The sequence below is a fragment of the Methanosarcina thermophila TM-1 genome (assembly GCF_000969885.1).
GTDB lineage: Archaea > Halobacteriota > Methanosarcinia > Methanosarcinales > Methanosarcinaceae > Methanosarcina > Methanosarcina thermophila.
Genome location: NZ_CP009501.1, coordinates 2,212,045 through 2,234,775, shown reverse-complemented (window position 1 = coordinate 2,234,775; position 22,731 = coordinate 2,212,045). Strand labels below are relative to the sequence as shown.

Sequence of the window (22,731 nt, the reverse complement as noted above, 5' to 3'; positions counted from 1 at the left end):
AATTTTAGAGCCTTATAAGACCTTCAAAGTCCAATTGCATTGAGACCTGCAAGGAGAATTTCTCTAGGGTCAATGCCAGTAACCTGCATCATAACATAAGCTCCAAGGAAAGTCCCTGTCATGCTTCCTATATTTGCAAAACTTGCAACAAGAAGGACGCGCATGAACTTGTTTTTAAACATTTCACTAAAAGTCTCTATTCCTGCCAGAGCTTTTATATCTGCGGTAGTAGGATTTCGCTGTCTTGCTTCTACAATGCCCGCAAACCAGCCTGCAGCAATTAATGGGTGCAGAGTAGTTAGCCAGGCAACTGAAAAGGCAGTTAAAACTGAGTAAGGATGCCCTCCTGCAAGCAGAGTGCCAGCTGCACTCAAGGTTCCAGTGATAATGAACCACCACCCGAAAGCCGTCAAAAGAACACTCAGATCAACGCCGGAAAGCAGCAGCAGTAAGAAAAATCCAACTATAAGGCCTACAAAAGCAAAACCTACAACTTTCCCTATTCCTATGCGTCTTTTTGGAATTTCCATAAGGGCATCCAGAGAAGGGACAGTTTTCGGATTCTTGAGATACCTGAGCACTCCGGGTTTGTGTCCGGCTCCGATTACTACAACGACAGTTTTGTTTCCGCCTGCCGCAACCCTGAGAATGCTCCCTGCAAGATATGCGTCCCTTTCGTCAATAAGAACCTCAGCTGCAGTTGGGGCAAAACCCCTGAGTTCATCTACAAGGGCAGTCACAATGTCCTTATCCGTGATTTTATCGATATCGATCTCAGTCCCTTTTCCTATCCCTATCAGACCGCCCAGAAGGGAGCCAATCATCTTGATTTTCTCCAGAAATTTCATCTTCCCCCAGAAACGCTGGAGTGTAACCTGGATGTCCCGGTCAATTAAAGCAACTTTAGCCCCGATAGCTTCAGCTTCTTCGATTGCAGAGAGCATCTCGGCTCCGGGTTTTACTCCCATGTCATCACCGATCTTTTTCTGCACATAGGCAAGCAGCCAGTGAATAATGTAATAGTAAACCTTGCCTTCGGTGAGAATTTCTTTTATCGGGACCTGCTTTTCCTGCACATTACCCTTGAGGGCGTCATACCTTCCCCTGCAAAGCTCAACAGCTACAATATCGGGCTTCAGATTCCTTATAGCATCCTTGACTTCAGCAACACTCTTTTCCGAGACATGGGCTGTCCCTATAAGCACAATTTTTGACGGCTGGTATTCATCCTGAAAACCATCTGATAACTGGGAAGGCGAGGAAACTGAAACTTTAGAGGCAGAATTAGGAATGGATTCTGCAATAAATTCGGAACTTATGTCAAGCCGTGTTTCAAGCTCGTCGGCTTCTACTTCGGGTGTCGGTGCAGAGATTTTGTCTTCCTGTGGTACGTTAATTGAAGAATCAGAAAGTCTAGACTTTCCGGCAGAAATAAAGTTCTCTGCGGATTCGGTCATAAGTTTGTCCATAGAATATGTTAACTCCTGAGATGAACTATGAAAACTGTACTCAGGGTCCCTGCCCTGAGAATTTGTAATTTTAGGTTTGTTCATTGTTAATCTCTCTGCTGTGACGAGTTAAAAGTGATGCATGAGAATATATCACTAAAAGATTGTATTTTATCGCATGAATAATTAAGCTCTTCACATAAAATAACCAAGATATTATCTTCACATAAAATAACCAAGTTGTAGACAACTTAGCCATAAGCAGATGTTAGTTATAAGCAGATAATTAACTGCTGGAAATAATCTGTGAAGGATTTATACTTTACCGCTTCAATTTTTCTTTCAGATTTCCTTAAGGTTTTCCTTCAGATTTTCCTTAAGGTTTTCTTTCAGATTTCCTTCAGATTTTCCTTAAGGTTTTCCTTCAAGTCTTTTTTCAGGTTTTATCCCTATTTTCTATAGTCCTCATTTTATATAATTCTTTATAAACTATACAATATATTTTAAATATATTTTCGGAAGATTTTGTTTATCAATAACTTAAGGAAGTAGGATCTTTTGATAAAAATATCTTTTGATGAAAATCTCCTTATTAAAATCTCCTTATCAACTAATGCCCTATAGCCTTTAACGCCCTATGCATTATAGCTTTTAATGCCCTATGCATTATAGCTTTTAATGCCCTATGCATTATAGTCTTTAATAACTATAGCCTTTAACGCCCTATAGCATTCTTTAATGAGCATTAATATGATATCACTCTGAACGGAGTCTCAGGACTCGTACAAGGTCCGTTCTTGAGAGTATCCCTACTACCGACCCATCATCAATAACCATAACCCTTCCTATGTTTTTAGATTTGATCAGTTTCAGTGCATCACTAGCCTGTGCATTTGAAGGTACCGAGATAACATCTCTACTCATGATATCCGATACCTTGGATACTGGGCGGTCAATATATGGAACTCGACGGAGGTCGGTAAATGTTACGATTCCTTTGAGGCTGTCTCCCTCCATTACAGGGTAACCCATGTGTTTCTTTTCAAACATGAATTTGACCAGATCTTCAACGCTCATGGAAGGACTAACTGAAACCACATCTCTGGTCATAATATCACTCACCAGAATATTTTCGAGCATTACCTCATCACGGGTAGCTCGCTCTTCTTCAGATGCGCCGACATAGATAAAGAGTGCAATCAAAGGGAACCAGAGATTGTTTATGAGAACCCCGAAAATTGCCATAAGAATAGCAAAAAATTTCCCTACAGTCGCTGCACTATGGGTAGCCTTCACATAAGACATTCTTCTTGCGTAAAATGAACGAAGCACTCTGCCCCCGTCCATTGGAAAAGCCGGTAGCAGATTGAAGATCCCCAGTACAAGATTCATAACTCCAAGAATCCAGATAACTAGGTATGCCGGGTTTTGAGAAAGTGCAGGGTTAGGGGCGATCAGGTTTCCATAAATAAACAGGCAAGCAAAGCCTATTACAAGACTTGTAAGAGGTCCAGCAGAAGCCATCTTTGCCTCCTCCCCAGGTTTCCTGGGTATCTCTTCCATAGCCGATACGCCCCCAAACAGGAAGAGAGTAATACTCTCAATTTTAACCCCATAGCGCATTGCCATATATGAGTGGGCGAGTTCATGTAAAACAATTGAAAGAAAAAGCAGTATAGCGGTCAGGACTGAAAGAGAATATCTTATGACAGCCGGCTCAACTCCCTTAAAACCGAAAGGTTGCGGGTTAATTGCAAATACATAAGAGAATATGGGCAGTATGAGAAGAAAAGTTATGTGCAGCATGATAGGTATACCCATCACACTTCCAATTTTCAATGACGATTTCACGAGATAAATACCCTCCCATTTTTATTGTTATAACTGTGCCGCATGATAGGTATACCTATCACACTTCCAATTTTCAATGGCGATTTCACGAGATAAATACCCCCATTTTTACTATTATAACACTGATTAGAGTTAGCGCTGATTATGGATTAAGGCTAAACAATATCAAGAAGTTTCTGTTTATTATATCTTTATTAAGTTATGAATTTATATATTATAAATCTTGACATCAAATTTGAACTTAAATATTAAGTCCAGATATCATAAACAGTATATTCTCAGAAAATTGGAGTTATCCATTAGTTTTGCCACAGATTATCCTGATTCTGCTCACAGGTTTCCCTGATTTTCCTAATGAGTCCCCATGATAATTTTTCTATAGTGGTTATTTTTCTATAGCGATAATTTTTCATTATAGAATTTAGAATTGTTTAATAAACTTTCTTGAGCGGGCTACCTTGCAAATCTTTCCTCGTAAAGTAGTTTTTAATATTCTTTTCTAATAAGGGCAGTTGATCCCATTTATTATTTGGCGATAATACTATACATATTTGCTTATGGGCGATTAGTAATTAGTAAATTATAGGATATTGTAGAAGATTAGTATAATTGTAGGATAAATAAGAAGAAATGTAGATGAAAAGGAAAAGATGTTAGTAAATTATAGGATAATAAGAAGAAATGTAGATGAGAAGGAAAAAATGAATGCAGGGAGAATATAGGAAAATCGGACAAAAGAAGTAAAGCTTTAAATTTTCGGATAAAAGAATTAAAGCTTTAAATTTCTGCTGTTATTTTTTTCAAATCCTGCAGAAATTCTTCTATGTCCCGAGCTGTGTTGTGGGGCATGAGAACTAGACGGAGAGATCTGGGATTACGGGTGATTGAGACATTCCATCCGAATCTTTTAAGGAGTTGTTCCCGAACAAGGTCAGGGTTTGGAACTCTCAGGGCAACTACATTCATTATGGGCTCGATCAGAGGTTCGAAACCTAGTTTCCTAGCTCCTTTAACCAGTTTTTCAGTAAGCTGCATGCAATACTGTACATTTTTTCTATACCCTTCACGGCCCAGATGTTTCATGACTGCATATGTGGCAGCAGCTGAAGCCCCACTGCGGGTGCCTGTAAGAGTGAACTGTGCCTTGGTTGTAAGATACGGAGTGCTTACTCTGAGAGAGTCAAGGAAAGAAGGAGATCTAAATAGCAGGGCACCCGATGGGATTGTAGAGAGCCCCATTTTGTGTGGGTCTATCGCAATGGAAGTGACACCTGGAACTTTGAAATCAAAAGGCTGCGGGTTTTCAAGGAATGGGATCACAAACCCACCGAAAGCTGCATCAATGTGAAGGAATAGCTCATTATCAAGAGCAAGTTTTGAGAGTTTCTCAATAGGGTCTATCTGGCCGAATTCTGTAGTTCCTGCTATTCCTACAAGTCCTATAGTATTTGCATCTATCAGGCTTTTTACAGATACAATATCCACCTTGAATTCAGAGTCCAGAAGAGCTCTTTTAACCTCAATGCCCATCATATTGGCAACTTTGTCAAACGAGAAATGAGCTGATTCGGGAATAACTATGTTGGGCGTCCCCACTATCTTCTTACCCGCAGTAGCCAGATTTTTCATGCCCCTGACAGCCTGGATATTGGATTCCGTACCTCCTGTTGTGAGATAACCGTAAATCGAACCCTCACCGGGTCTCCCAGAAGGAGTCTCAGCAGACTGAGCATTAACAGATTGAGCATGGAGAAGTTCTCCAAGCATCATAACCACTTCCCTTTCCAGCCTGTGAGCACCTGCAAAAAGTCCCAGGTCACCGAGGTTAGCCTCAATAAACATCCTGTGAGCCTCAACCGCAATTTTATGTGGGCGAGTACACATTGAACTTAAAACCTTATAGTAATCCGTATCTTCTGACTTTACATGTTCCAGATAGGAAAATATCTCCTTCTCGGAAAGACCCTTCTCATTCATGTGCATAGAGTAAAACCAGTTTTATTTAAAAGATTTATGGAATTAACTGCTAATTACCGGATAATCTACAATACAATTAGAAGAGCCAAACCTTGCTTTAAAGAATAAAAAGTAGAGAAAAAATTCCACAAAATCTTAATCATAGAGATGTCTTCTTTAGAGAGGGACCCCTTTATTTCGATTGGAGATGTTTTCATGGAAGAAGGAAAATGTCAAATGGAACTAAAATGTCAAATGGAACTGTCTTCTAATGGTAAAAAATGACGATCTTTCCATTACTTTTCATTTAAATAAACTAATTATTAAATATTTAGTAATAGTTAACTATATATAATAAAATTTCTATAACTAAACAACATTATTTTGTTCCCAACTAAAATAAAACTTCGTTTTATTTTGTTGGCTCAAGCCCTGATGTCTTTTTAGTGGAAATCATGGGGTCCGGGGGTTATATAAACTTTCCAGTGGAAACAAAGGGGTCCTTTTTTATTTTCATTCATTCTTTCCTTATTTTCTCTCAGCTTTTCTTTTTTTCTTCCAGATTTCCTTATTTTTCCCTTATTTTTTAATTTTTCTTTATTTCCTTTCACCTTTTCTAACCTTTTCTATTTCCCTTATTTTTCCTATTTTCTTTCACTTTTCCTATTTCCTTTATTTTCCTAATTTCCCTTATTTTCCTGCCCACTTTCACTTATTTTTCTTTCACTTTACTCATTTCTTTATTTTTATGACCAACTTTTGATTTTTCATTTTCTATTTTTTATTTTTCCAATTTTCTCTATCTTAATTTTTTCAATTTACTACAGCAATAAATTCACTCATACTGAATTCACACAGGATTCTTATTTTATCTTAAAATTTTTATTCTTTTAACTTTAGAAAAAGAGTAAAAACTTTTCATAACTTCTTCCATACGAAAAGAAGGATTAAAATTTAACCTCCAGTGGTTATGGAATCAAGAATATTTTTGCTCAAATTGATTATGTTTCCTGTTATCGTTTTTCTTGGTATATATTTAAAATAAAATCAAGTTCCAGTGGAAATAAAAGGGTCTATACCATAACAATTAATAACGTGTACTTCCATTGCATCTACTGCAAATATAGCTTAAAATTACTTGTTTATATACCAATTTCACCTAAAATTTTGGCTAAAGAAGACCCCGAATAAAGGTTTTCTTCAGGCTTGAGATGCGCCTCAATAAGTAAAATTTGCCCCACGTCTTAGGAGCAATTAACAGAAGGTAAGAATTTCAAGCATTAACTATAAGAAACATGTATCTACTATCCCTTCTCCCTCATGATTGGGGTTTACAGGTTTTTTCATAGAAAGCAGAAAAATATCTAGTAAAAATCCAATGTGGTAAAAATCCAGCGTACTAAATATCCAACAATCATAAAGTAGAGTTTAACCCTCGAAATCTCGAAATAATAATATAGATTTAAGAATTTTAATTTAAGAATTTGCAGTTAAACATTCAAAGTTAAAAATTAAAAGTTAAACGCTCGAAATTAAAAACCAAAATTAAAGTTTATAGTAGAATCTTAAGATTAGAAGTTAAAGATTAGAAGTTAAAGATTATTAGAAGTTAAAGATTAGAAGTTTAGTGAGATTTGGATTAGAAGTTTAGTGAGATTTGGATTAGAAGTTCAGTGAAATTTGGAATTAAAAAACATTCTTTTCCAAATCCCCCTTTCAGAACTCCCATTAAAAAATCTTATTCATAACGGCTCTGAGACTCTCTTTGATCAAGAGCATAACATTACCTAAAAATATCACCTAAAAACAACTCCACTTAGAAAATATTACCTGAAAATAGTTTAGCAGCAATTGATATTAATACAGGGCTTATACAGCAATTACGGTTACAGCTATCTAAAATATGGATAGAAAAATTAGGCAAGTAATCAGGATTATTAGGCAAGTATAATCAGGATTATTAGGCAAGTAATCAGATTATGCAAGTCATCTAAACAGGTAATTTAGGCAGGTAACTTCAGGAAAGATACCTAGAGAACTTATAAAAATATAGCTCTAAAAACATGAGTATTCAATGCTGTAGGTTCAGAGAATTAAAAACGGAGCCGCCTGTGAAAAATCCTGATTTCAGGCAGCTGAAAAACACTTTAAAGCAATAAAACATTAAAAACAGTTGCTGTAAAAGCAAAAATGAATGTAGGTGTAAAGTAAAGATAGTATACGAGTTATTTACTGTGTCAATTAACAGTGTATATTATGTTTACTTTACAAATTTAATGTGCACCTTATAGCCATGTATAACTTTGTATATTATATAATTATGTATATTATATTACTTTATTAATTAATCGCGTATATTAGCATTGCTCAAATACGCTGAGTGTGCCGATTATCCATGTTAAAAGTAAATAAATGTGTCAACTATCTTTATAAAAAAATGTATATCAACTACCTTAACCCCAAACATACTTGACATCATAAATCTTTATAGAGGATCATTATGATAAAAACTCAATCATTGGACGGCTTATTCGAAAAATTACTTGAGGGAAAATCAATTTTCAAAAATAAAGAAGTACTTCGACCTTCTTATACACCTGATCTTTTACTGCATAGGAACGAGCAAATTAATGGTCTGGCAACAATCCTGGTTTCTGCACTCCGAGGAGAAACTCCTTCCAATGTGTTGATTTATGGAAAAACAGGAACAGGAAAAACAGCAGTCACTCGCTACGTTGGAAAAGAACTTGAAAGAGTAAGCGAAGAAAAATCACTTTTTTGTTCAGTTGTTTATATTAATTGTGAAGTAATCGACACACAGTATCGGCTCCTTGCAAATCTTGCCAGGCATTTTGAAGAAGAAGTTCCTATGACCGGGTGGCCTACGGATCAGGTCTTCATGAAATTTAAGGAGGCAATTGACTCAAAAGAGCAGGTTATTATCATAATTCTGGACGAAATTGATAAGCTTATCAAAAAAGGTGATGATGTCCTTTACAATCTATCGAGAATCAATACAGATTTGCGGAGAGCCAAAGTCAGTATGATTGGTGTCTCAAACGATCTGAAATTCACTGAGTTTCTGGACCCCAGGGTTAAAAGTTCCCTGGGTGAAGAGGAACTCATTTTCCCTCCATATGATGCTGAACAGATCAGTGATATCCTGAAACAAAGAGCAAAGATGGCTTACAATGAAGGCGCTCTAGGTGAAATGGTAATTCCCTTATGCGCTGCATTTGCAGCCCAGGAGCACGGTGATGCAAGGCGTGCACTTGACCTCCTTCGGGTATCAGGAGAAATTGCAGAGCGGGAAAACCAGCCCCAGGTTCTTGAAGAGCATGTCAGACGTGCTCAGGAAAAAATCGAAATCGATCGCGTGGTCGAAGTAGTAAGGACCCTTCCCACCCAGTCCAAACTCGTACTTTACAGCATTATTCTGCTGCGGAGCCGGGGCAGAGAAGGTAAGAATGTCACGACAGGCGAGATGTACAACGTCTACCGCCAGCTCTGCCATCACATTGACGTAGATATCCTTACGCAACGCAGGGTTACCGACCTCATGTCCGAGCTTGATATGCTGGGCATAGTTAATGCAGTGGTTGTAAGCAAAGGTCGTTACGGCAGAACTAAAGAAATTTCCCTGAGTGTTCCAGTAGAAAACACTCGAAAAGTACTTCTTGAGGATTACAGGCTCAAACCCCTGGTGGATTTTAAAACGTCTGCTTTTAGCAAAATGTTTTCATGAGGGTCTTCCCCTCTATCTCTCTATCCTTACTTTTCCTGACCCAGCGTTGATTCCTTATTTTTCAAATTTTCTCTCAGCCACTCTTAATTATTTTCCTTCAGCCACTCTTAATTGCTCTTACTTCAGGAATTTTTCAATTAATCAGCGTAAGTTTTCAGGAAATAATATATATGATCCTGTGGTTTGACTAGAGTCATATTAACTATGCAGTTAACGTACTGACTTATGCAGCTGACATATAAACTTCATTATTCAAGCTACTCTAAGTTATGATTCAAATCCTGCTCACTCTGTAGTTAAGATTTGATGACAGCCAATTTTCTATTTAAATTCAATAACTCAATAATTCAAATCTAATGGTTGGTATTTAACTTATTAACGCAAATATAATGGTTCGATAGTTTAACTTATTAATGTAAATTTAATAAGTCTGATTACAACTCAGTCAATGATGACAGTTCAATGATAACAGTTCGGTCAATGATAACAGTTCAGTCAATGAATCAGGACTAAACAATCAAGTTAATAACTCAAATCTAATTATTCAAGTTTATAATAACTCAAATCTAATTATTCAAGTTTAAAAGGTAATTTTTGATGAAAATAATAGCATTCGTAGGCATGCCAGCGTCTGGAAAATCCGAAGCTGCCAAAATTGCTGCTAAGATGGGTATTCCCGTTGTTAATATGGGTGACGTAATCCGGAAGGAAGTTCTAAAGCGCGGGCTTGAGCCCAACGATTTCAATACCGGGATGGTTGCAACACAGCTTCGCAAGTGTGAAGGCATGGACGCAGTCGCCATACGCTGCATTTCTCAAATAAAAGAAGCAGGTTCTGACATCATTGTTGTGGATGGGGTACGCGGGATTGCTGAAGTGGAATGTTTCAGGCGAGAATTCGGAGAAGGCTTCATCTTGATTTCTATATACGCTCCTCTCGAAGTTCGTTTCTCCAGAATCAAGAAACGGGGCAGAAGTGATGATATGGACAGCATAGAAGGGCTCCGCCGTCGGGACGAGCGAGAACTCAGCTGGGGTATGGGGGAAGCTATAGAAGCATCCAATATCGAAATTGAAAATAATTTCACTCTGGAAACTTTCAGAAAAGATGTTATTGAAGTTTTGAGCAACTACTTAGGAAAGAGCCTACAGAATAAATCTTAAAAATAGAATAGAAAAAATAATTTTTCTGAGCAGATTACGAAATTAATTCCCGAATGAAATATACTAAGGTATAATCTCCGGAATGAATATACTAGTATAATTTCTGAGCAAAATACACTTACAGTATAGGTATAATCACCTGAACGAAATACACTATAGGTATAATCTCCTGAATGAAAAATACGGTAGGTACGGAGACAATCCATTTTTTAATTCATTGGAGCAGACTTATGATACGAGTTAAAGTTTCAGCAGCTGTATATCCTACGGAAGACCCGGAAAAAGTTATTAAAGCTATTTCATCCCTTTTTAATGACATCAAACTCAGAAAAGAAGTTATTAATACCACAGGGTCTGAAACAGAGGCTTCTCCTTCTTTTTTCTTTTCAGCGGAGGGAGGAATTGAGATCTTACAAACTCTGCATGGGCTAATTCGCAGAGAAGAAATCATAGATAGTGTTCGCAACAAGGCATTCATTGAAGGCTTATCCAGTGATAGGCTTTCGGTTCGGTTTTTACTCAACAAACAGGCTGCTTTTGTCGGAGTTCCCAGTATTCCTGCACAGGAAGAACCTCTCGGATCTATCGAAATTATTATCAGGGCTGACTCTCAGGAAGAAATGGAAAGACTTTTTGAATGGCTTTTACCTCCTACTGAAGAAGGAAAACCTGTTGTTGAAGTAGAGATGGACTATGTGCAAAGAGATTGGGGGGCTTAAGCTTTAGCGGTTCATTCACATTTAGTTAAATGATTTAGTTAAATATATCTCAATTCGCGCCCACAAACGTATTGATAAATGAAAAGGAATGAAGTTGTGTTATGCAATTGCAGAGAATAAGCTATTCGTCGCGCTCAGTCGTTGAAGACCCTTTCAAGTGGGCTTACACGCTTGAGGATTATGGGTATACCGGTTGGGAGATCGTACAGGAAGGGTCTCAATGCCTGAATAGTAAGAACATCCAGAATTTAAAAAACATCAGTGAAACCACTGGTCTTGAGTTAACTCTGCACCTGCCTTTCTCAGATATGAATCTGGCAGGTCTGAATGACTCAATCAGGGCAGAGGTGATCAGGCAAATGAAACATCACCTGACTCTTGCCTCTAACTATGTTAATCTGGCTGTAATTCACCCAGGTTATCTTTCCCCTTATGGTGCGCAGGTTCCGCAGGAAGCTTATTTTACCAATCTTGCCTCTCTCCGGGAAATCTGTGATTTTGCAGCAGATTTTGGAATCCTAGTTGCCGTTGAAAATATGCCTGATCTGCCGAAAATTTTCGGGAAATATCCTGAAGAAATGCTAGAAATGTTAGAATCTATCGGAAGCCATAATGTTGGCTTTACTTTTGATGTCGGTCATGCGAATACAGTTGGGGTTATTGACGAATTCCTTGATCTTCTTACAAAAAAAATCTCCCATGTACATATCCATGACAATATGGGTAAAAAAGATGAACATCTTCCACTGGGTAAAGGAACAATAGACTGGAAACGAGTTATGGAAAAACTTTCTGATTATAAAGGAATTTTTGTTACCGAAGTGAATTCGGTAGAAGAGGGAATCGAAAGCCTTGAGTTTTTAAGGAACCTGTGATTTTCATGTTTCATTTCTCAAGGAATAATATAATCCTTTATTTTCCAATATCTATTCCTCTATTTTCTAATATCCATTCCTCTCTATTTTCCATTTATTTCCTTTAATTACTCTCTTCCTCTAACCCTCTCTCTTTCAGGTATCTGACCCAGTCGCCATGCTCGATCTTTTCTGACTCGGGCTTCTCATCACAAACATAAATAAAGCCCTTGAGCTTCTGTTCGCCAATTTCAAGATCCACATATTCTCTGTGGTATCCTCCGAAGAGTTCAATATAATCAATTGTTCTGGCGACCTCAAGTTGCTGTTTTCCTGAAAACCTGCGCACTTCAGCTATGACATACGAATCTTCTTCTGAAGGGTAGACGCCAGGATAGGGACCCAGAGAGTAAAGAGAGTATCCTCTCACTTTTGTTATGCCCAGGAATTCTGATTTGTTCGGCAGATCGAAACGCCTGCTGTTGTAAAGACCATTTCTGAGGCTGCCGTATAGTGCCATAATAAGCTCTTCACCTTCCGGTCTCTCATAAGAACGCTGCCAGCAGACATTTCTGTGAAAGACGCGCCCATAAAGGGTTTTATCCCTTACCTTATTTTCCCCATTTTCATGTATGGTTCCCTTTTTTCCTGAGTCGTTTTCCATATTATTACCTTTCATTCCTTTAAAAAAATAATTTAAAGAAACTTGGGGAAGCCGTAGCCTACAAACCGCTGTGGAAGGTCGAGGTTTGCCAACAGGAAACGATCCTCTTTGCTATAAGCTACTTTTTTATTGCCTGAGAGTTCCATCACACAGGTACTGCCAGGCTTTACTTCTTTAACTTCCTGACCATCAACCATAATCTTTTCCACACGCACGGGTTCGGACTGCAGACCAACAAAGAGATGAAGCACACCCGAGGTCTCAATTGCCCGTGTAAATTTTGAGATGGTGCATTCAAGGATATAGTCAGTACTTACAATTTCCTTATCAGAGATAATAAATCCCCTTTCGATATCTTTTGCCTGCACGTTTTTAAGGCGCATCCCAACTCTGGTGCCTGCGGGTGCGCTGTCAATATCGACATCATGGCTCTGAATTGACCTGATTTCAATATCCCTGTCCAGCGGGAAAATTTTGGTCTTGTCCTTACTTTTTGAGATTCCCTGTTTGACAACACCAAGAACAACACAGCCCTTTCCAGTAACATTGAAGGCATGGTCTATAAACACCCTGGCAGGCAGGTTATTCAACTCAGCCTGTTCAGCTTCGATCTTTTCCGAAATCTTGTTAATCTTGGCTTTAAGCTCTTCCATACCTTCAAAAGGGTTTTTTGCACCTTTATTGGTATTCAAGGAAATGCATTCCCAGTCCTGAAGAGAAGTGCCTGCAGTCATTAATTTTATTTTCTTTTTCAGCTCATCGATCGCATGCATATGGGTACTGTCGGACTTTGTAAGGGCAATTATTCCATACTTGAAACCGAGCAGATCCAGGGCAACAATACATTCTCCTGTATGAACACTTGCAGGATTGTTCTTATCCAAGCCGTCAGGAGGGATGCAGAGAATCGCCATATCCGAAATATTCAGTGCCGTGATCAACGGCTTTATGGCTTTAGGATAGCCGTGAGGGTCCACAAAAACCATTTTCCGGCTTTCCTTATCGTTATTGTACATAGTTACGTCGGAGGATGTTCCTTTTCTCCCCAGGTTTGCGGCAAGGGAAGTTCTTCCACTTTTTTCCGCCCCGATAATTGCAAGATTTGTCATACTGGATCCCTTTTTCGTTCCTTAAATTTCTATATTTAAAAACTGTTTAAGTGTGATTTATTTTATTATCATGAGTTATTTTGTGAGTGTAAATTATTTTATAAGTGCGAATTGTTTTATAAGCGAGAATTGCTTTGTAAGTGCGAGTTGTTTTGCAAGTGAGAATTGTTTTATAGTGAGTTTATAAGTGAGAATTGTTTTGTAAGTGAGAATTGTTTTATAAGTGAGAATTGTTCTATGTACCTCTGAGACCTTAGTGATATTACAACTTTGAAATTTGCATCTGGTATAATTATACTATAATATATTTCTTTTCGAAACATTTTGAAAAAGGGTCTCAAGACTTCAAAGCTCAAGAATAACATTCTGAGGAAAGAATTACCACGTCTCACCTTGCAAGATTGCATGAGTCTTATCATTGGTGCTTTTATTAATCTTCTTTATAACTATCCGATACTCGTCTCCGATCGGTTGAGGCTCTTCAAAAATTGCATCGATCCCGAGTCTTTTAAGGTATCCCTCAAAATCGGCTGCAGTTTTTAAGTCCCTTACCCTTATCCTTGCCTCTTCATATAGCCTTTGACCGTTTTTCACAGTTCTTATAGATTCTCTGAGAGGGCCCAATATGCTTTTTCCAAGTTTCATACAGCGTTCTTCAAATTCGGTCTCATCCTCATCCCATTCAACTGTCTGGAAACCTTCTCTGACAATTCGGGAAAGCATGTAATCTCTGCCTGTTTCATTGTAAAACTTAAAGGCGTGCCTGAGATCCGAACAATTACTTTGTGAAGAGGTATATTTTAACGGGGAAAGCATCATGTCTGGGTCCTTTATTACAACACCCTCATGTTCTATTTCTCCAAGTTCCCGAATAATTTTTTCAATTTCTTCAGCAGCAGTTTCCAATGGGAATTCGTCGAAAAACCTTACCTGGAAAAAACCATATTTTTCCAGGATTTCCTGCCTCTTTTTTATTGGAAGAGGTTCACCACTGTTTTTCTTCCGGATATCAAATATGTAAAATTCTACAGATTCGATATCATAGATCTCTTTTGGAACATATGGGTTATCAGGTCCTACCATTTCTCCATAGAGTACAAGCTCTGGGAAATCTTCAAAGAACTTCAGGTTCAATTTCTCTTTTGCTTTTTGAGTCGTATAAGGGCAGATATATCCGCTTCGTGTAATTGCAAGGATTTCATCTTTTGCAATCGCTATACGGACATTATATCCATTCATTTTTTCTTCCACGGCTACTTTCTCAAGTCCGCTGAAGTGTTTTTTAATCGTAGGATTCAGCACCATAGCTCGTCGGATTTTCGGAAAGCCCACAATGGCTTCGAAAGAACCGTCTTTCTCATAAAGTACTGTTCCTCTTTCGATATGGGATATTTCCTTATCGAAACGGAGCAAATTTTCATATTTTCCCCAGTTTCGGGCGAGATAACTCTTCTCAAAAAGATGTTGAACTCTTTCCTTATTAAACCCTAGATAGCTGGCAAGCCGGGACACAAATTCAGGATCTACTTCCTCATTACCCTCTCTGCTCATGTTTATTTATCTGTCCTCAGCCCTGAAATAAATTGCCATTCTCAGGCATATATTCGGAACATGTCTTCGAATCGGGTATATTCTAACAGGTTATTTTTCAGGAGATAAATTGAAAAATCTTGAGAAATGACCATACATTAAAAATCTTTTTAAGTATTCGGTTCTAATCTGTTTCTAATCCTGTTTTACTTGAGTTTGCAAAAAATTGGAGATTGTAAAATGGCAGATGAAATCGACTACCAGATTATGGGCGACGATATGCAGATTGTTGAAATCGAGCTCGATCCTGAAGAAGCCGTCCAGGCAGAAGCCGGGGCTATGGCTTATATGGGACCAGGAATCCAGATGCAGACAAGCATGGGTAATGAAGGAGGTGGACTTTTCGGAAGCCTGAAAAAAGGACTTAAACGAGTGCTTGCAGGAGAAAGTTTCTTCATTACAAGCTTTATCCATAAGGGTTCCGGGAAAGGGCATGTAGCATTTGCAGCTCCATATCCGGGCAAGATTATCCCTATTGACCTTACCAAATTCGGAGGCAGCCTCCTCTGTCAGAAAGACTCATTTCTCTGTGCAGCTCGCGGAGTAGAAATAGAAGTCGCTTTCACCCGCAAGCTCGGGGCAGGGCTATTCGGTGGCGAAGGTTTTATCCTGCAGAGATTGAAGGGTGACGGCCTGGCTTTCCTACATATTGGGGGTACAGTCATAAGAAAGGATCTGGCACCTGGCGAGACATACCGTGTCGATACAGGCTGTGTGGCAGCTTTCACCGAAACTGTGACCTATGATATAACCTGGTCAAGGAATTTTAAAAATGCTCTCTTCGGCGGTGAAGGAGTTGTCCTTGCAACCCTTACAGGTCCGGGCACAATATATTTGCAGAGCCTGCCTTTCTCCCGCCTCGCTGACAGGATCATTGCAGCTTCTGCCTACGGTCGCAACCGGGAAGAACAGAGCGGCATACTTGGAAGTGATGTCCTTGGAGGCCTGATTGGTGGAGATAAAGGCTTTTAAAACATGAGATAGTTGTAAGATCAAAAAATCACACTAAAACAGCACTAAAACAGAAATTACTGTAAAATAGAATTCGCTGCAAAACAGGACTTGCTTCAAAATAGAGTTTGCTGCAGGATAGAACCCGCTGTAAAATAGGATTCACTATAGAACAGAAATCATTAAGAAATGAGAAATCAATCCAAAGGAAAATTAGAAATTGAAAAAAGCCTGCCTTAATAGAACAGGCTTTCTCTTAATTATTTTCTTCCATTTAATTAATTGATTTAGTGCTTTAATTAAGTTTTTTCTGGCTCAGTCTTTCTGGATTTGAGCTTATTCCTCAATTGTATTTATTATATTCCTCCGGGCAAGGAAACCAACAAGTTCCTCTTCCAGGTTAAGGACCGGAACACCTCCAACATCGTGTTCTATCATTATCTGGACAGCTTCTGCAAGAGGAGTATTGGTATGAACACTTATGACACTGCGGGTCATAATGTCCCCTACCAGCAGGTTTCTTATCCTTGAATCTTGCTGGTTGTCAGCTACCAGGTCTCTGAAAGAACGCATGGCAAAGGCGATGTCATCCTCAGCAATAATACCTACGAGTTTTCCATTTTCAACTACTGGCAGCCTTCCCACATTCTTATCAAGAATAAGCCGTCTGGCGTGGCTCACTCTGTCAGAAGGGCTGACAACGATAGGGTTTTTCTCCATTACTTCCCCAACAAAGCCAGTGAAGTGGTTTATCTTCATGAATTCCTGGGGTGTCACCCAACCCAGGGCGTTTCCGTTATCAGTGACAATAATTACGCCACCTTTCTTTTTCATTAGGGTAAGGGCATCTCTGACATCGGTATCGGGCAGAACCTTTACAAAGTTGTCGGATACGGCTGTTGCAACATGCAAAGAGGATGCAGGTTTGCTCAGTTTCTTGCGAGTTCCGAGCTGCTCTGTCAGACTTCTCATTGTAAGTACACCCATTACCTGATCGCCGTTGACTACCAGCAGGCGCTTTGTATTCTTCTTTTCCATAAGGTCCAGGGCGTGAGATATGGTGTCTGACTTGTTAATTTTATATGGCTGTACCATTATGTCTTTAACTTGCATGCAATTCACCTCATGCGTATCCAGAGTTTTGAATCATACTTTTCCGCAATTTTCTGCGTGTTTTCTTCATCCGTTTTCCTGCACTTTAATTTTGCATCTTTCTCTTACTTTTGCTGCTTTATTAACTTCTTCACGTTTTTTATGCAGCATGTATTTCACATTACAATGTTTCAGAGGACGGCTTTCATAATGTCGGTTCTGCTTAATATTCCCACTATATCTTCTCCATCACTGACAGGCAGCGCAGTCAGCCCTTCTTCAATCATCTTTTTTGCGGCGTTACTGACAGTTTCATTTACGTCAATGGAAACTATCGGAGAAACCATTATGTCCTCTGCGGTTAAAGGTACCTCTTTTACATATCTGTAGGTTTTTTGGCCTCCAGGAGAAGATTTACGAGTCATTTTTATGTTCTTTGTGGAAAGTTCGCCCTGAAAGTCAGTTAAGAGGTTTAAAGCAAGGTCCTTTCTGGAAATAATCCCTACTGGTTTTCCTGCATCATCTTTAACGATTACTCTTTCGATCTCATTTCTGTTCATTTCGTCAATTACATGGTTGATTGTGTGATGTCTGTGAACAGAAACGATATCTTCCGTCATTAATTTGGGGATTTTTGTTTTTATTTCCTCTTCATTTTCTGCAACATAGCGCACAAGATCTGTCCTGGTTACAATGCCTACAATATCGTTCTTTACTACCGGAATGTTGTGCACTCTGTTTTCAAGCATTAAAGCAGCTGCCTGGGAAATAGAGGCTTCGGGATAGATGGTAATAACCGATTCAGTCATCAATAACTTGATAGGCACCTGGTCTATTGGCCTCCTCCTCCAGAGAGGTTCGGCCTGAGCCAGCCGGTTAGCGATGTCTGATTTTGTGACGATTCCCACCATCTTGCCTTCGTTGAGGACAAGCAGCGTACTGATTTTATGCCTTAACATCAGTTTTCTCGCATGTGACACGGGCTCATCTGCATTTATAACATATACAGGTGAGCTCATGATGTCCGCCACGTTCATGAAGTACCTCCTTCACTTTCATAATATATAAGTATCGATAATTATAGTTTTTGAATTGATTGCAGACTTCACAATTTTTAGCTGTATACGCTAAAGTTTTAGAGAAGTAACGTATGCTTTTTGTTGAAGTGAGGCTAACTTGAAAAAGTTCTATTCAAAATGGGCTACACTTCAAAATCCTGAATATTCAAAGTCGAGTTACTTCTCAATCTTTCCACCAGGGAATTTTCCTTTTCTCCAAAACTCCTGAAAATTTAAGCTCTCGAAAGATTACGTCCTAAATCTTCGGATCTATTCTAATTCCGGGTCTATTGTAATTCCAGTTCTTATACTCCAGATCCGTTTCTTACACTCCAGATCCAGTTTTACATTCCAGATTCAACTTTTATACTCTAGATCCAGCTTTACATTCCAGATCCAACTTTTACACTCTAGATCCAGTTCTTACACTCCAACTTCATTATACTGTGTCAAATTCCGGGATAGTTTGAGGACATTTGGGACAGTTTTCGCCAATTTTTGCCAGCTCGAACTGTCCCGCATCGTTCAAAACTAATAGGGATTGGTTCCAATCAATTCATTTCTTCGCAATTCATTCAAGCAGTGATCTCAGGAAATCCCTTTCAGTAATGATGCCACGGAGCACCCCATCCTCCAGAATCGGGAGTGAACCTATCTTTTTCTCAAGCATTATTTCCATTGCCTTTCCCAGGTCTGTCCCTGGTTCAGTCCATATCAGTTCTCTTGAGACGATAGATCCTACAGGCTGGTCAAATGCCTCATGAATATTTCCTGTTGTCAGTTTGGTGAAAGCATCTCCTCTGCCAAGGAAATGGACAATATCAGAGGAAGTGACAATTCCCGCAAAGATCCCATCCTTAACTACAGGAAGCCTTCGGAGTCTGTTACTTACCATTACTTTTGCTGCTTGACCAATAGGTGTATCGGTTGATACCATCTTGACGTTCTCGGTCATGTACTCATCAACAGTCCGATTTGTCACAAGCCCGCCCATCAGTTCAATTGCATTCCTTTCGGTAAAGATTGCAACAACCTGCATGTTATTATTCACAATTGGCAGTCCGCCTGTCCTCTTTTCGACCATCATTGAGACTGCATCTTTAAAGTCAGCCTGGTCATTGAGATAAGGAATATTAGTTTCCATTATTTGCCTTACTTCGGCGTTGATTGCAGCTAGAAGGTTACCTTTAAAGCGATTCTCAACAAGCAGGTTCTTTGTGCCACCCCCCAGGAAATCGATAATGTCTACGGAAGTAACCACCCCTTCCAGTCTTCTCGTTCCAGCGTCTGTAATTGGAATGCGCCGGAACCTCTTCTCAGTCATAATCTTGATTGCTTCCATAATTGTTGCGGTAGGAGGGAGGGTTACTACATTTCTTGTTGCCAGGGCCAGGATCTTTCCCTCATGTTCTGAGATACGGGATTTAAACTCAGGACCTATTCGCATAGTGCCCATGCTGCTAATCGTATGCGGGTCTTTCTGCTGCGCTTTCTTGGACTTGCTCACACCTGGCTGAACTTTCATCTTATCGACGGACGAAAATGTACTATTTCTGTTCAATAGGATCACCGAATCCAGTTACAGTTAATTGCTTTTTTCATATTCCGTTTCTTTTTCTTTCTGTCTTGCAGAAATTTACATGGAGTCCACAGTTAAATTTTTAGCAGGCACGGGTTTGCTCCTGGAAAAAATAAAACCTGAAAGCAATTTCCCCCGAATCTTTCCTAGAAGTTTCTTTTCATTTGTGAATCTATAATTATTATTAATGATGATCTTTGACGTTATAATCTTTTTGCGTGAAAATATTCAACCGCTTTTCAGGTTAATTCTCTGTCAGCTGTTGCCTTCTGTTAGTCGCTATATCTTCACCAAAGATATCCCATATAATTTCTTTCAAAAGCGATCATCGAGGAGTTTTTCGGGCCATGCATTGGCAATGGCTTCCAGAAGATCCTGTCTATCAACGATTCCAGAAACTCTACCCTCTTCATTTACTATGGTAACTCTTCCAATATCATAGCGAAGAATCACATCAATTGCACTCTGGATTGAGTCGTTTTCAGAAAGTGTATAGGCAGGAGTTGACATTACCTTTTCAACTTTCGGGCTTTCTTTAGGCTTTGTATGCCTTTCATCTTCGACTTCAATGCGGACTGCACCCGATTTGATTATATCCCTTCTGGTTATCATTCCAATAGGCTCGCCCTTCTTTGAGATAACAGGAATACCCGTATAATCTGTCTCAAGCATATGCCCCCAAACCGTGTTAACTTTGTCATCTGGCGAACAGGTTTTGACTTTTTTCGTCATTATAGCCTCCAGCGTGCTGGGAACATTCTTTGGGACTTCCACATTTCTAAGAATATCAACACTGCTGAGAATTCCAACAACGGTGCGGTCCGTAGTTGACTTAACAACCGGAACTCTATTTTGCTTTGATTCTACCATTAACTTTGCAGCCTTCATAATATCCATATCTGGAGTGATTGTAGGAGACTGGCTTGCATACCCCCCTACTGTGACATTTGAACGTGTAGACGTAACCCTCAAGATATCCTGGTCGTTCAACATTCCAACAAGCCTGTTCTCTTCGTCAACAACAACGAGGCTTCGAAGAAGGTGGTTTCGCATCAGTTTACGGGCATGAGTAATAAAGTCCTCCTCTTTGATGCTCACAGGCTCTTCTGACATAATCTCGCTAACCTTCATTGTCTACCTTCCTATACTCCCTTTAGAAAAAGAATTTCTGGAAATTACTATCTCAAGATTATACATTACTATTTCAAGATTATATTCAAGATTAAATTATTACTCGTAATTTTCCCCTACTTCTTCCCGACATCTTCCACATAGGTACTGTCCGTTCACTAATTTAAGGTCATATGAGAAAGTATTACAGGATTCACATATTCCCGAGGGAAAATCTTCAGACTCTGAAATTTCTTCAATCGATGGGACAGATAGTAGAGCTTCTCTGTTCATATCAATAAGATCTTTAAGAATAGTACTAAGTCCAGGTGTTACCATCAGGATATCAGTATTCGAAATTATTCCTATTACTTTTCTGTCTTCCAGAACTGGCAATCTTTTAATGTTTGCTTTTAACATTATTTCGGAAGCTTCTGCAATACTTTTTTCGGGTTCTATAGTTATAAGAGGGCTTGAGAGAATGTCCTCCGCTCTTACTTCATCTGGTTTTCTGTTTTCTGCAACAATACCTTTTACCAGATCCCTTTCAGTTATGATGCCCATAGCCTTATCATTCTCAGTGATAATGACGCTTCCAGCATCACGGCTGACCATTTCTCTTGCAATAGCAGGAATATCTGAGTCTATGTCCATTATTATGACTGCCTTGTTCATAGCTTGAGCAACTGAGACTTTACCAATATTTCTATTGTGGAGACCAGCATATCTTCCCCTGTCAGCCTCTATATCATGCTCATGCCGGCAGCTTCCACATAAATACCTGCCGTCTAGATACTTCAGGTCAAAGGAAATAGAGTCACAGGATTCACATACATTTATTCTGGAATTTTTTAAATCCGGGATCTCGTCTCTTGGCGGAATGGAGAGGAGAGCGTCTCTATTCATTTCAATAAGATCTTTAAGAATAGTATTAAGTCCAGGTGTTACCATCAGAATATCAGTATTTGAAATCACTCCTATTACTGTTCTGTCTTTCAGGACTGGCAGCCTTTTAATATTTGCTTTTAACATGATTTCAGAAGCTTTTATTATATCAGCTTCAGGCTCTATAGTTACAAGAGGACTTGAGAGGACTTCCTCTGCTTTCACTTCATCTGGTTTTCTGTTTTCTGTAACAATACTTTTTACAAGATCTCTTTCAGTTATGATGCCCATAGCCTGACCATTCTCAGTGATAATGACGCTTCCAGCATCACGACTGACCATTTCTCTTGCAATAGCAGGAATATCTGAGTTGATATCTATTACTATAACTGCTTTATTCATAACTTCAGCAACTGAGAGCTCTCTTTCAATCTCTCTATTGTGAATGTCAGCATAATTTCCGCTCTCAGCATCTATGTCCCTCTCAGGTCCATCTGCCATTTACTGCCGCTCCCCCTTCGTTCCAAACTCCGGCAATTCAATAATAAAACTCACGATATAAAAGCTCATCAGGCTTCCAGTTTCCTTTGGAAAAAACTTTCAGACTACCTTAGTCTTCCCTCCGGTTCAGGTCCTGCAATAATTAGCTTTTTTAAAGATGATACTCCAGCAAATCCTTAGTTTTCGGATTTATTTTTTTTGTTCGCTCCCTCTAAGTGTCTTCCCCACACTTTTCGGGTGTTTTTGTGATACTTATATATATGAGTCAATGGTACATAACGATAACGGCATTTGCTTTTTTTGCAGAGAATAGAAGTTTGCAAGAAGTAAGGAGGGCATTCTTTTTAAGGTACCTTTTGCTTTTCATGAAGAAAAATTTAGGGGATTTTTGCAGGAAAATTTTCAGAACCCCTTTGTTTCCACTGGAGATTTTTGCTGAGACTGAAAAATCTTTA

17 protein-coding genes are annotated in these 22,731 nt (G+C 39.0%); 5 read left to right on the top strand and 12 right to left on the bottom strand.

What is annotated here, in order from left to right; all coding sequences use genetic code 11:
- Positions 1 to 23 precede the first annotated feature (23 nt).
- The 4 genes from MSTHT_RS09640 to MSTHT_RS14545 all read right to left on the bottom strand — a co-directional run bounded on the left by MSTHT_RS09640 (position 24) and on the right by MSTHT_RS14545 (position 5,866).
- A complete protein-coding gene (locus MSTHT_RS09640) occupies positions 24 to 1,553 on the bottom strand; it encodes a TraB/GumN family protein (protein ID WP_048167590.1) in 1,530 nt (509 codons plus the stop codon).
- A 651-nt stretch (positions 1,554 to 2,204) separates the two neighbouring features.
- Entirely contained in the window at positions 2,205 to 3,299 is a 1,095-nt protein-coding gene (locus tag MSTHT_RS09635; RefSeq protein ID WP_048167589.1) for a CBS domain-containing protein, read from the bottom strand.
- 777 nt (positions 3,300 to 4,076) lie between these two features.
- On the bottom strand, positions 4,077 to 5,276 hold the full coding sequence (gene mfnA / locus MSTHT_RS09630) for a tyrosine decarboxylase MfnA (RefSeq protein WP_048168518.1): 1,200 nt from the start codon (positions 5,274 to 5,276) through the stop codon (positions 4,077 to 4,079).
- A 422-nt stretch (positions 5,277 to 5,698) separates the two neighbouring features.
- Positions 5,699 to 5,866, bottom strand: coding sequence for a hypothetical protein (locus MSTHT_RS14545; protein WP_156149742.1), 168 nt, complete (start codon positions 5,864 to 5,866; stop codon positions 5,699 to 5,701).
- Between the two features lie 1,889 nt (positions 5,867 to 7,755).
- Between MSTHT_RS14545 and MSTHT_RS09625 the strand changes: the two genes are divergently transcribed.
- The 4 genes from MSTHT_RS09625 to MSTHT_RS09610 all read left to right on the top strand — a co-directional run bounded on the left by MSTHT_RS09625 (position 7,756) and on the right by MSTHT_RS09610 (position 11,758).
- The gene (locus MSTHT_RS09625) at positions 7,756 to 9,000 is read left to right on the top strand and encodes an ORC1-type DNA replication protein (protein ID WP_048167588.1); all 1,245 of its coding nucleotides are present in this window, start codon (positions 7,756 to 7,758) and stop codon (positions 8,998 to 9,000) included.
- Between the two features lie 597 nt (positions 9,001 to 9,597).
- The gene (locus tag MSTHT_RS09620) at positions 9,598 to 10,164 is read left to right on the top strand and encodes a dephospho-CoA kinase (RefSeq protein ID WP_048167587.1); all 567 of its coding nucleotides are present in this window, start codon (positions 9,598 to 9,600) and stop codon (positions 10,162 to 10,164) included.
- A gap of 230 nt (positions 10,165 to 10,394) precedes the next feature.
- Positions 10,395 to 10,883, top strand: a complete 489-nt coding sequence (locus tag MSTHT_RS09615) for an RNA-binding domain-containing protein (RefSeq protein ID WP_048167586.1) — start codon at positions 10,395 to 10,397, stop codon at positions 10,881 to 10,883.
- A 101-nt stretch (positions 10,884 to 10,984) separates the two neighbouring features.
- Positions 10,985 to 11,758, top strand: coding sequence for a sugar phosphate isomerase/epimerase family protein (locus MSTHT_RS09610; RefSeq protein ID WP_048167585.1), 774 nt, complete (start codon positions 10,985 to 10,987; stop codon positions 11,756 to 11,758).
- Between the two features lie 103 nt (positions 11,759 to 11,861).
- On the opposite strand, the gene MSTHT_RS09605 is transcribed toward MSTHT_RS09610, so the two are convergent.
- From MSTHT_RS09605 to MSTHT_RS09595, 3 genes are all read right to left on the bottom strand, one after another.
- A complete protein-coding gene (locus MSTHT_RS09605; protein ID WP_048167584.1) occupies positions 11,862 to 12,401 on the bottom strand; it encodes a gamma-glutamylcyclotransferase family protein in 540 nt (179 codons plus the stop codon).
- Between the two features lie 32 nt (positions 12,402 to 12,433).
- Positions 12,434 to 13,510 (bottom strand): elongation factor Tu, encoded by a 1,077-nt coding sequence (locus tag MSTHT_RS09600; protein WP_048167583.1) that lies wholly within the window; start codon positions 13,508 to 13,510, stop codon positions 12,434 to 12,436.
- 378 nt (positions 13,511 to 13,888) lie between these two features.
- Positions 13,889 to 15,061 carry an RNA ligase gene (locus MSTHT_RS09595; RefSeq protein ID WP_048167582.1) on the bottom strand — a complete coding sequence of 391 codons (1,173 nt, stop codon included), beginning with the start codon at positions 15,059 to 15,061 and terminating at the stop codon, positions 13,889 to 13,891.
- Between the two features lie 219 nt (positions 15,062 to 15,280).
- On the opposite strand from MSTHT_RS09595, the gene MSTHT_RS09590 reads away from it, so the two are divergent.
- Positions 15,281 to 16,072, top strand: a complete 792-nt coding sequence (locus MSTHT_RS09590) for a TIGR00266 family protein (RefSeq protein WP_048167581.1) — start codon at positions 15,281 to 15,283, stop codon at positions 16,070 to 16,072.
- Between the two features lie 315 nt (positions 16,073 to 16,387).
- Here the strand turns inward: MSTHT_RS09590 and MSTHT_RS09585 are convergent, their stop codons facing one another.
- The 5 genes from MSTHT_RS09585 to MSTHT_RS15200 form a co-directional block, all read right to left on the bottom strand.
- Positions 16,388 to 17,164 carry a CBS domain-containing protein gene (locus tag MSTHT_RS09585; protein ID WP_181952221.1) on the bottom strand — a complete coding sequence of 259 codons (777 nt, stop codon included), beginning with the start codon at positions 17,162 to 17,164 and terminating at the stop codon, positions 16,388 to 16,390.
- 170 nt (positions 17,165 to 17,334) lie between these two features.
- Positions 17,335 to 18,180, bottom strand: a complete 846-nt coding sequence (locus MSTHT_RS09580; RefSeq protein WP_048167579.1) for a CBS domain-containing protein — start codon at positions 18,178 to 18,180, stop codon at positions 17,335 to 17,337.
- Between the two features lie 592 nt (positions 18,181 to 18,772).
- The gene (locus MSTHT_RS09575) at positions 18,773 to 19,771 is read right to left on the bottom strand and encodes a CBS domain-containing protein (protein ID WP_048167578.1); all 999 of its coding nucleotides are present in this window, start codon (positions 19,769 to 19,771) and stop codon (positions 18,773 to 18,775) included.
- A gap of 324 nt (positions 19,772 to 20,095) precedes the next feature.
- Complete coding sequence (locus MSTHT_RS09570; RefSeq protein WP_048167577.1) at positions 20,096 to 20,911, bottom strand: CBS domain-containing protein; 816 nt, start codon at positions 20,909 to 20,911, stop codon at positions 20,096 to 20,098.
- Positions 20,912 to 21,010: 99 nt separating this feature from the next.
- On the bottom strand, positions 21,011 to 22,276 hold the full coding sequence (locus MSTHT_RS15200) for a CBS domain-containing protein (RefSeq protein WP_231588061.1): 1,266 nt from the start codon (positions 22,274 to 22,276) through the stop codon (positions 21,011 to 21,013).
- Between the last annotated feature and the right edge of the window lie 455 nt (positions 22,277 to 22,731).

Bases quoted from the DNA above. Each gene is read 5' to 3' on its own strand.
- mfnA (WP_048168518.1), bottom strand. From the start codon at position 5,276: ATGAATGAGAAGGGTCTTTCCGAGAAGGAGATATTTTCCTATCTGGAA.
- MSTHT_RS09620 (WP_048167587.1), top strand. From the start codon at position 9,598: ATGAAAATAATAGCATTCGTAGGCATGCCAGCGTCTGGAAAATCCGAA.
- MSTHT_RS09600 (WP_048167583.1), bottom strand. From the start codon at position 13,510: ATGACAAATCTTGCAATTATCGGGGCGGAAAAAAGTGGAAGAACTTCC.
- MSTHT_RS09605 (WP_048167584.1), bottom strand. From the start codon at position 12,401: ATGGAAAACGACTCAGGAAAAAAGGGAACCATACATGAAAATGGGGAA.
- MSTHT_RS09595 (WP_048167582.1), bottom strand. From the start codon at position 15,061: ATGAGCAGAGAGGGTAATGAGGAAGTAGATCCTGAATTTGTGTCCCGG.
- MSTHT_RS09610 (WP_048167585.1), top strand. From the start codon at position 10,985: ATGCAATTGCAGAGAATAAGCTATTCGTCGCGCTCAGTCGTTGAAGAC.
- MSTHT_RS09570 (WP_048167577.1), bottom strand. From the start codon at position 20,911: ATGAAGGTTAGCGAGATTATGTCAGAAGAGCCTGTGAGCATCAAAGAG.
- MSTHT_RS09625 (WP_048167588.1), top strand. From the start codon at position 7,756: ATGATAAAAACTCAATCATTGGACGGCTTATTCGAAAAATTACTTGAG.
- MSTHT_RS15200 (WP_231588061.1), bottom strand. From the start codon at position 22,276: ATGGCAGATGGACCTGAGAGGGACATAGATGCTGAGAGCGGAAATTAT.
- MSTHT_RS09640 (WP_048167590.1), bottom strand. From the start codon at position 1,553: ATGAACAAACCTAAAATTACAAATTCTCAGGGCAGGGACCCTGAGTAC.
- MSTHT_RS09615 (WP_048167586.1), top strand. From the start codon at position 10,395: ATGATACGAGTTAAAGTTTCAGCAGCTGTATATCCTACGGAAGACCCG.
- MSTHT_RS09585 (WP_181952221.1), bottom strand. From the start codon at position 17,164: ATGCAAGTTAAAGACATAATGGTACAGCCATATAAAATTAACAAGTCA.
- MSTHT_RS09580 (WP_048167579.1), bottom strand. From the start codon at position 18,180: ATGAACGTGGCGGACATCATGAGCTCACCTGTATATGTTATAAATGCA.
- MSTHT_RS09590 (WP_048167581.1), top strand. From the start codon at position 15,281: ATGGCAGATGAAATCGACTACCAGATTATGGGCGACGATATGCAGATT.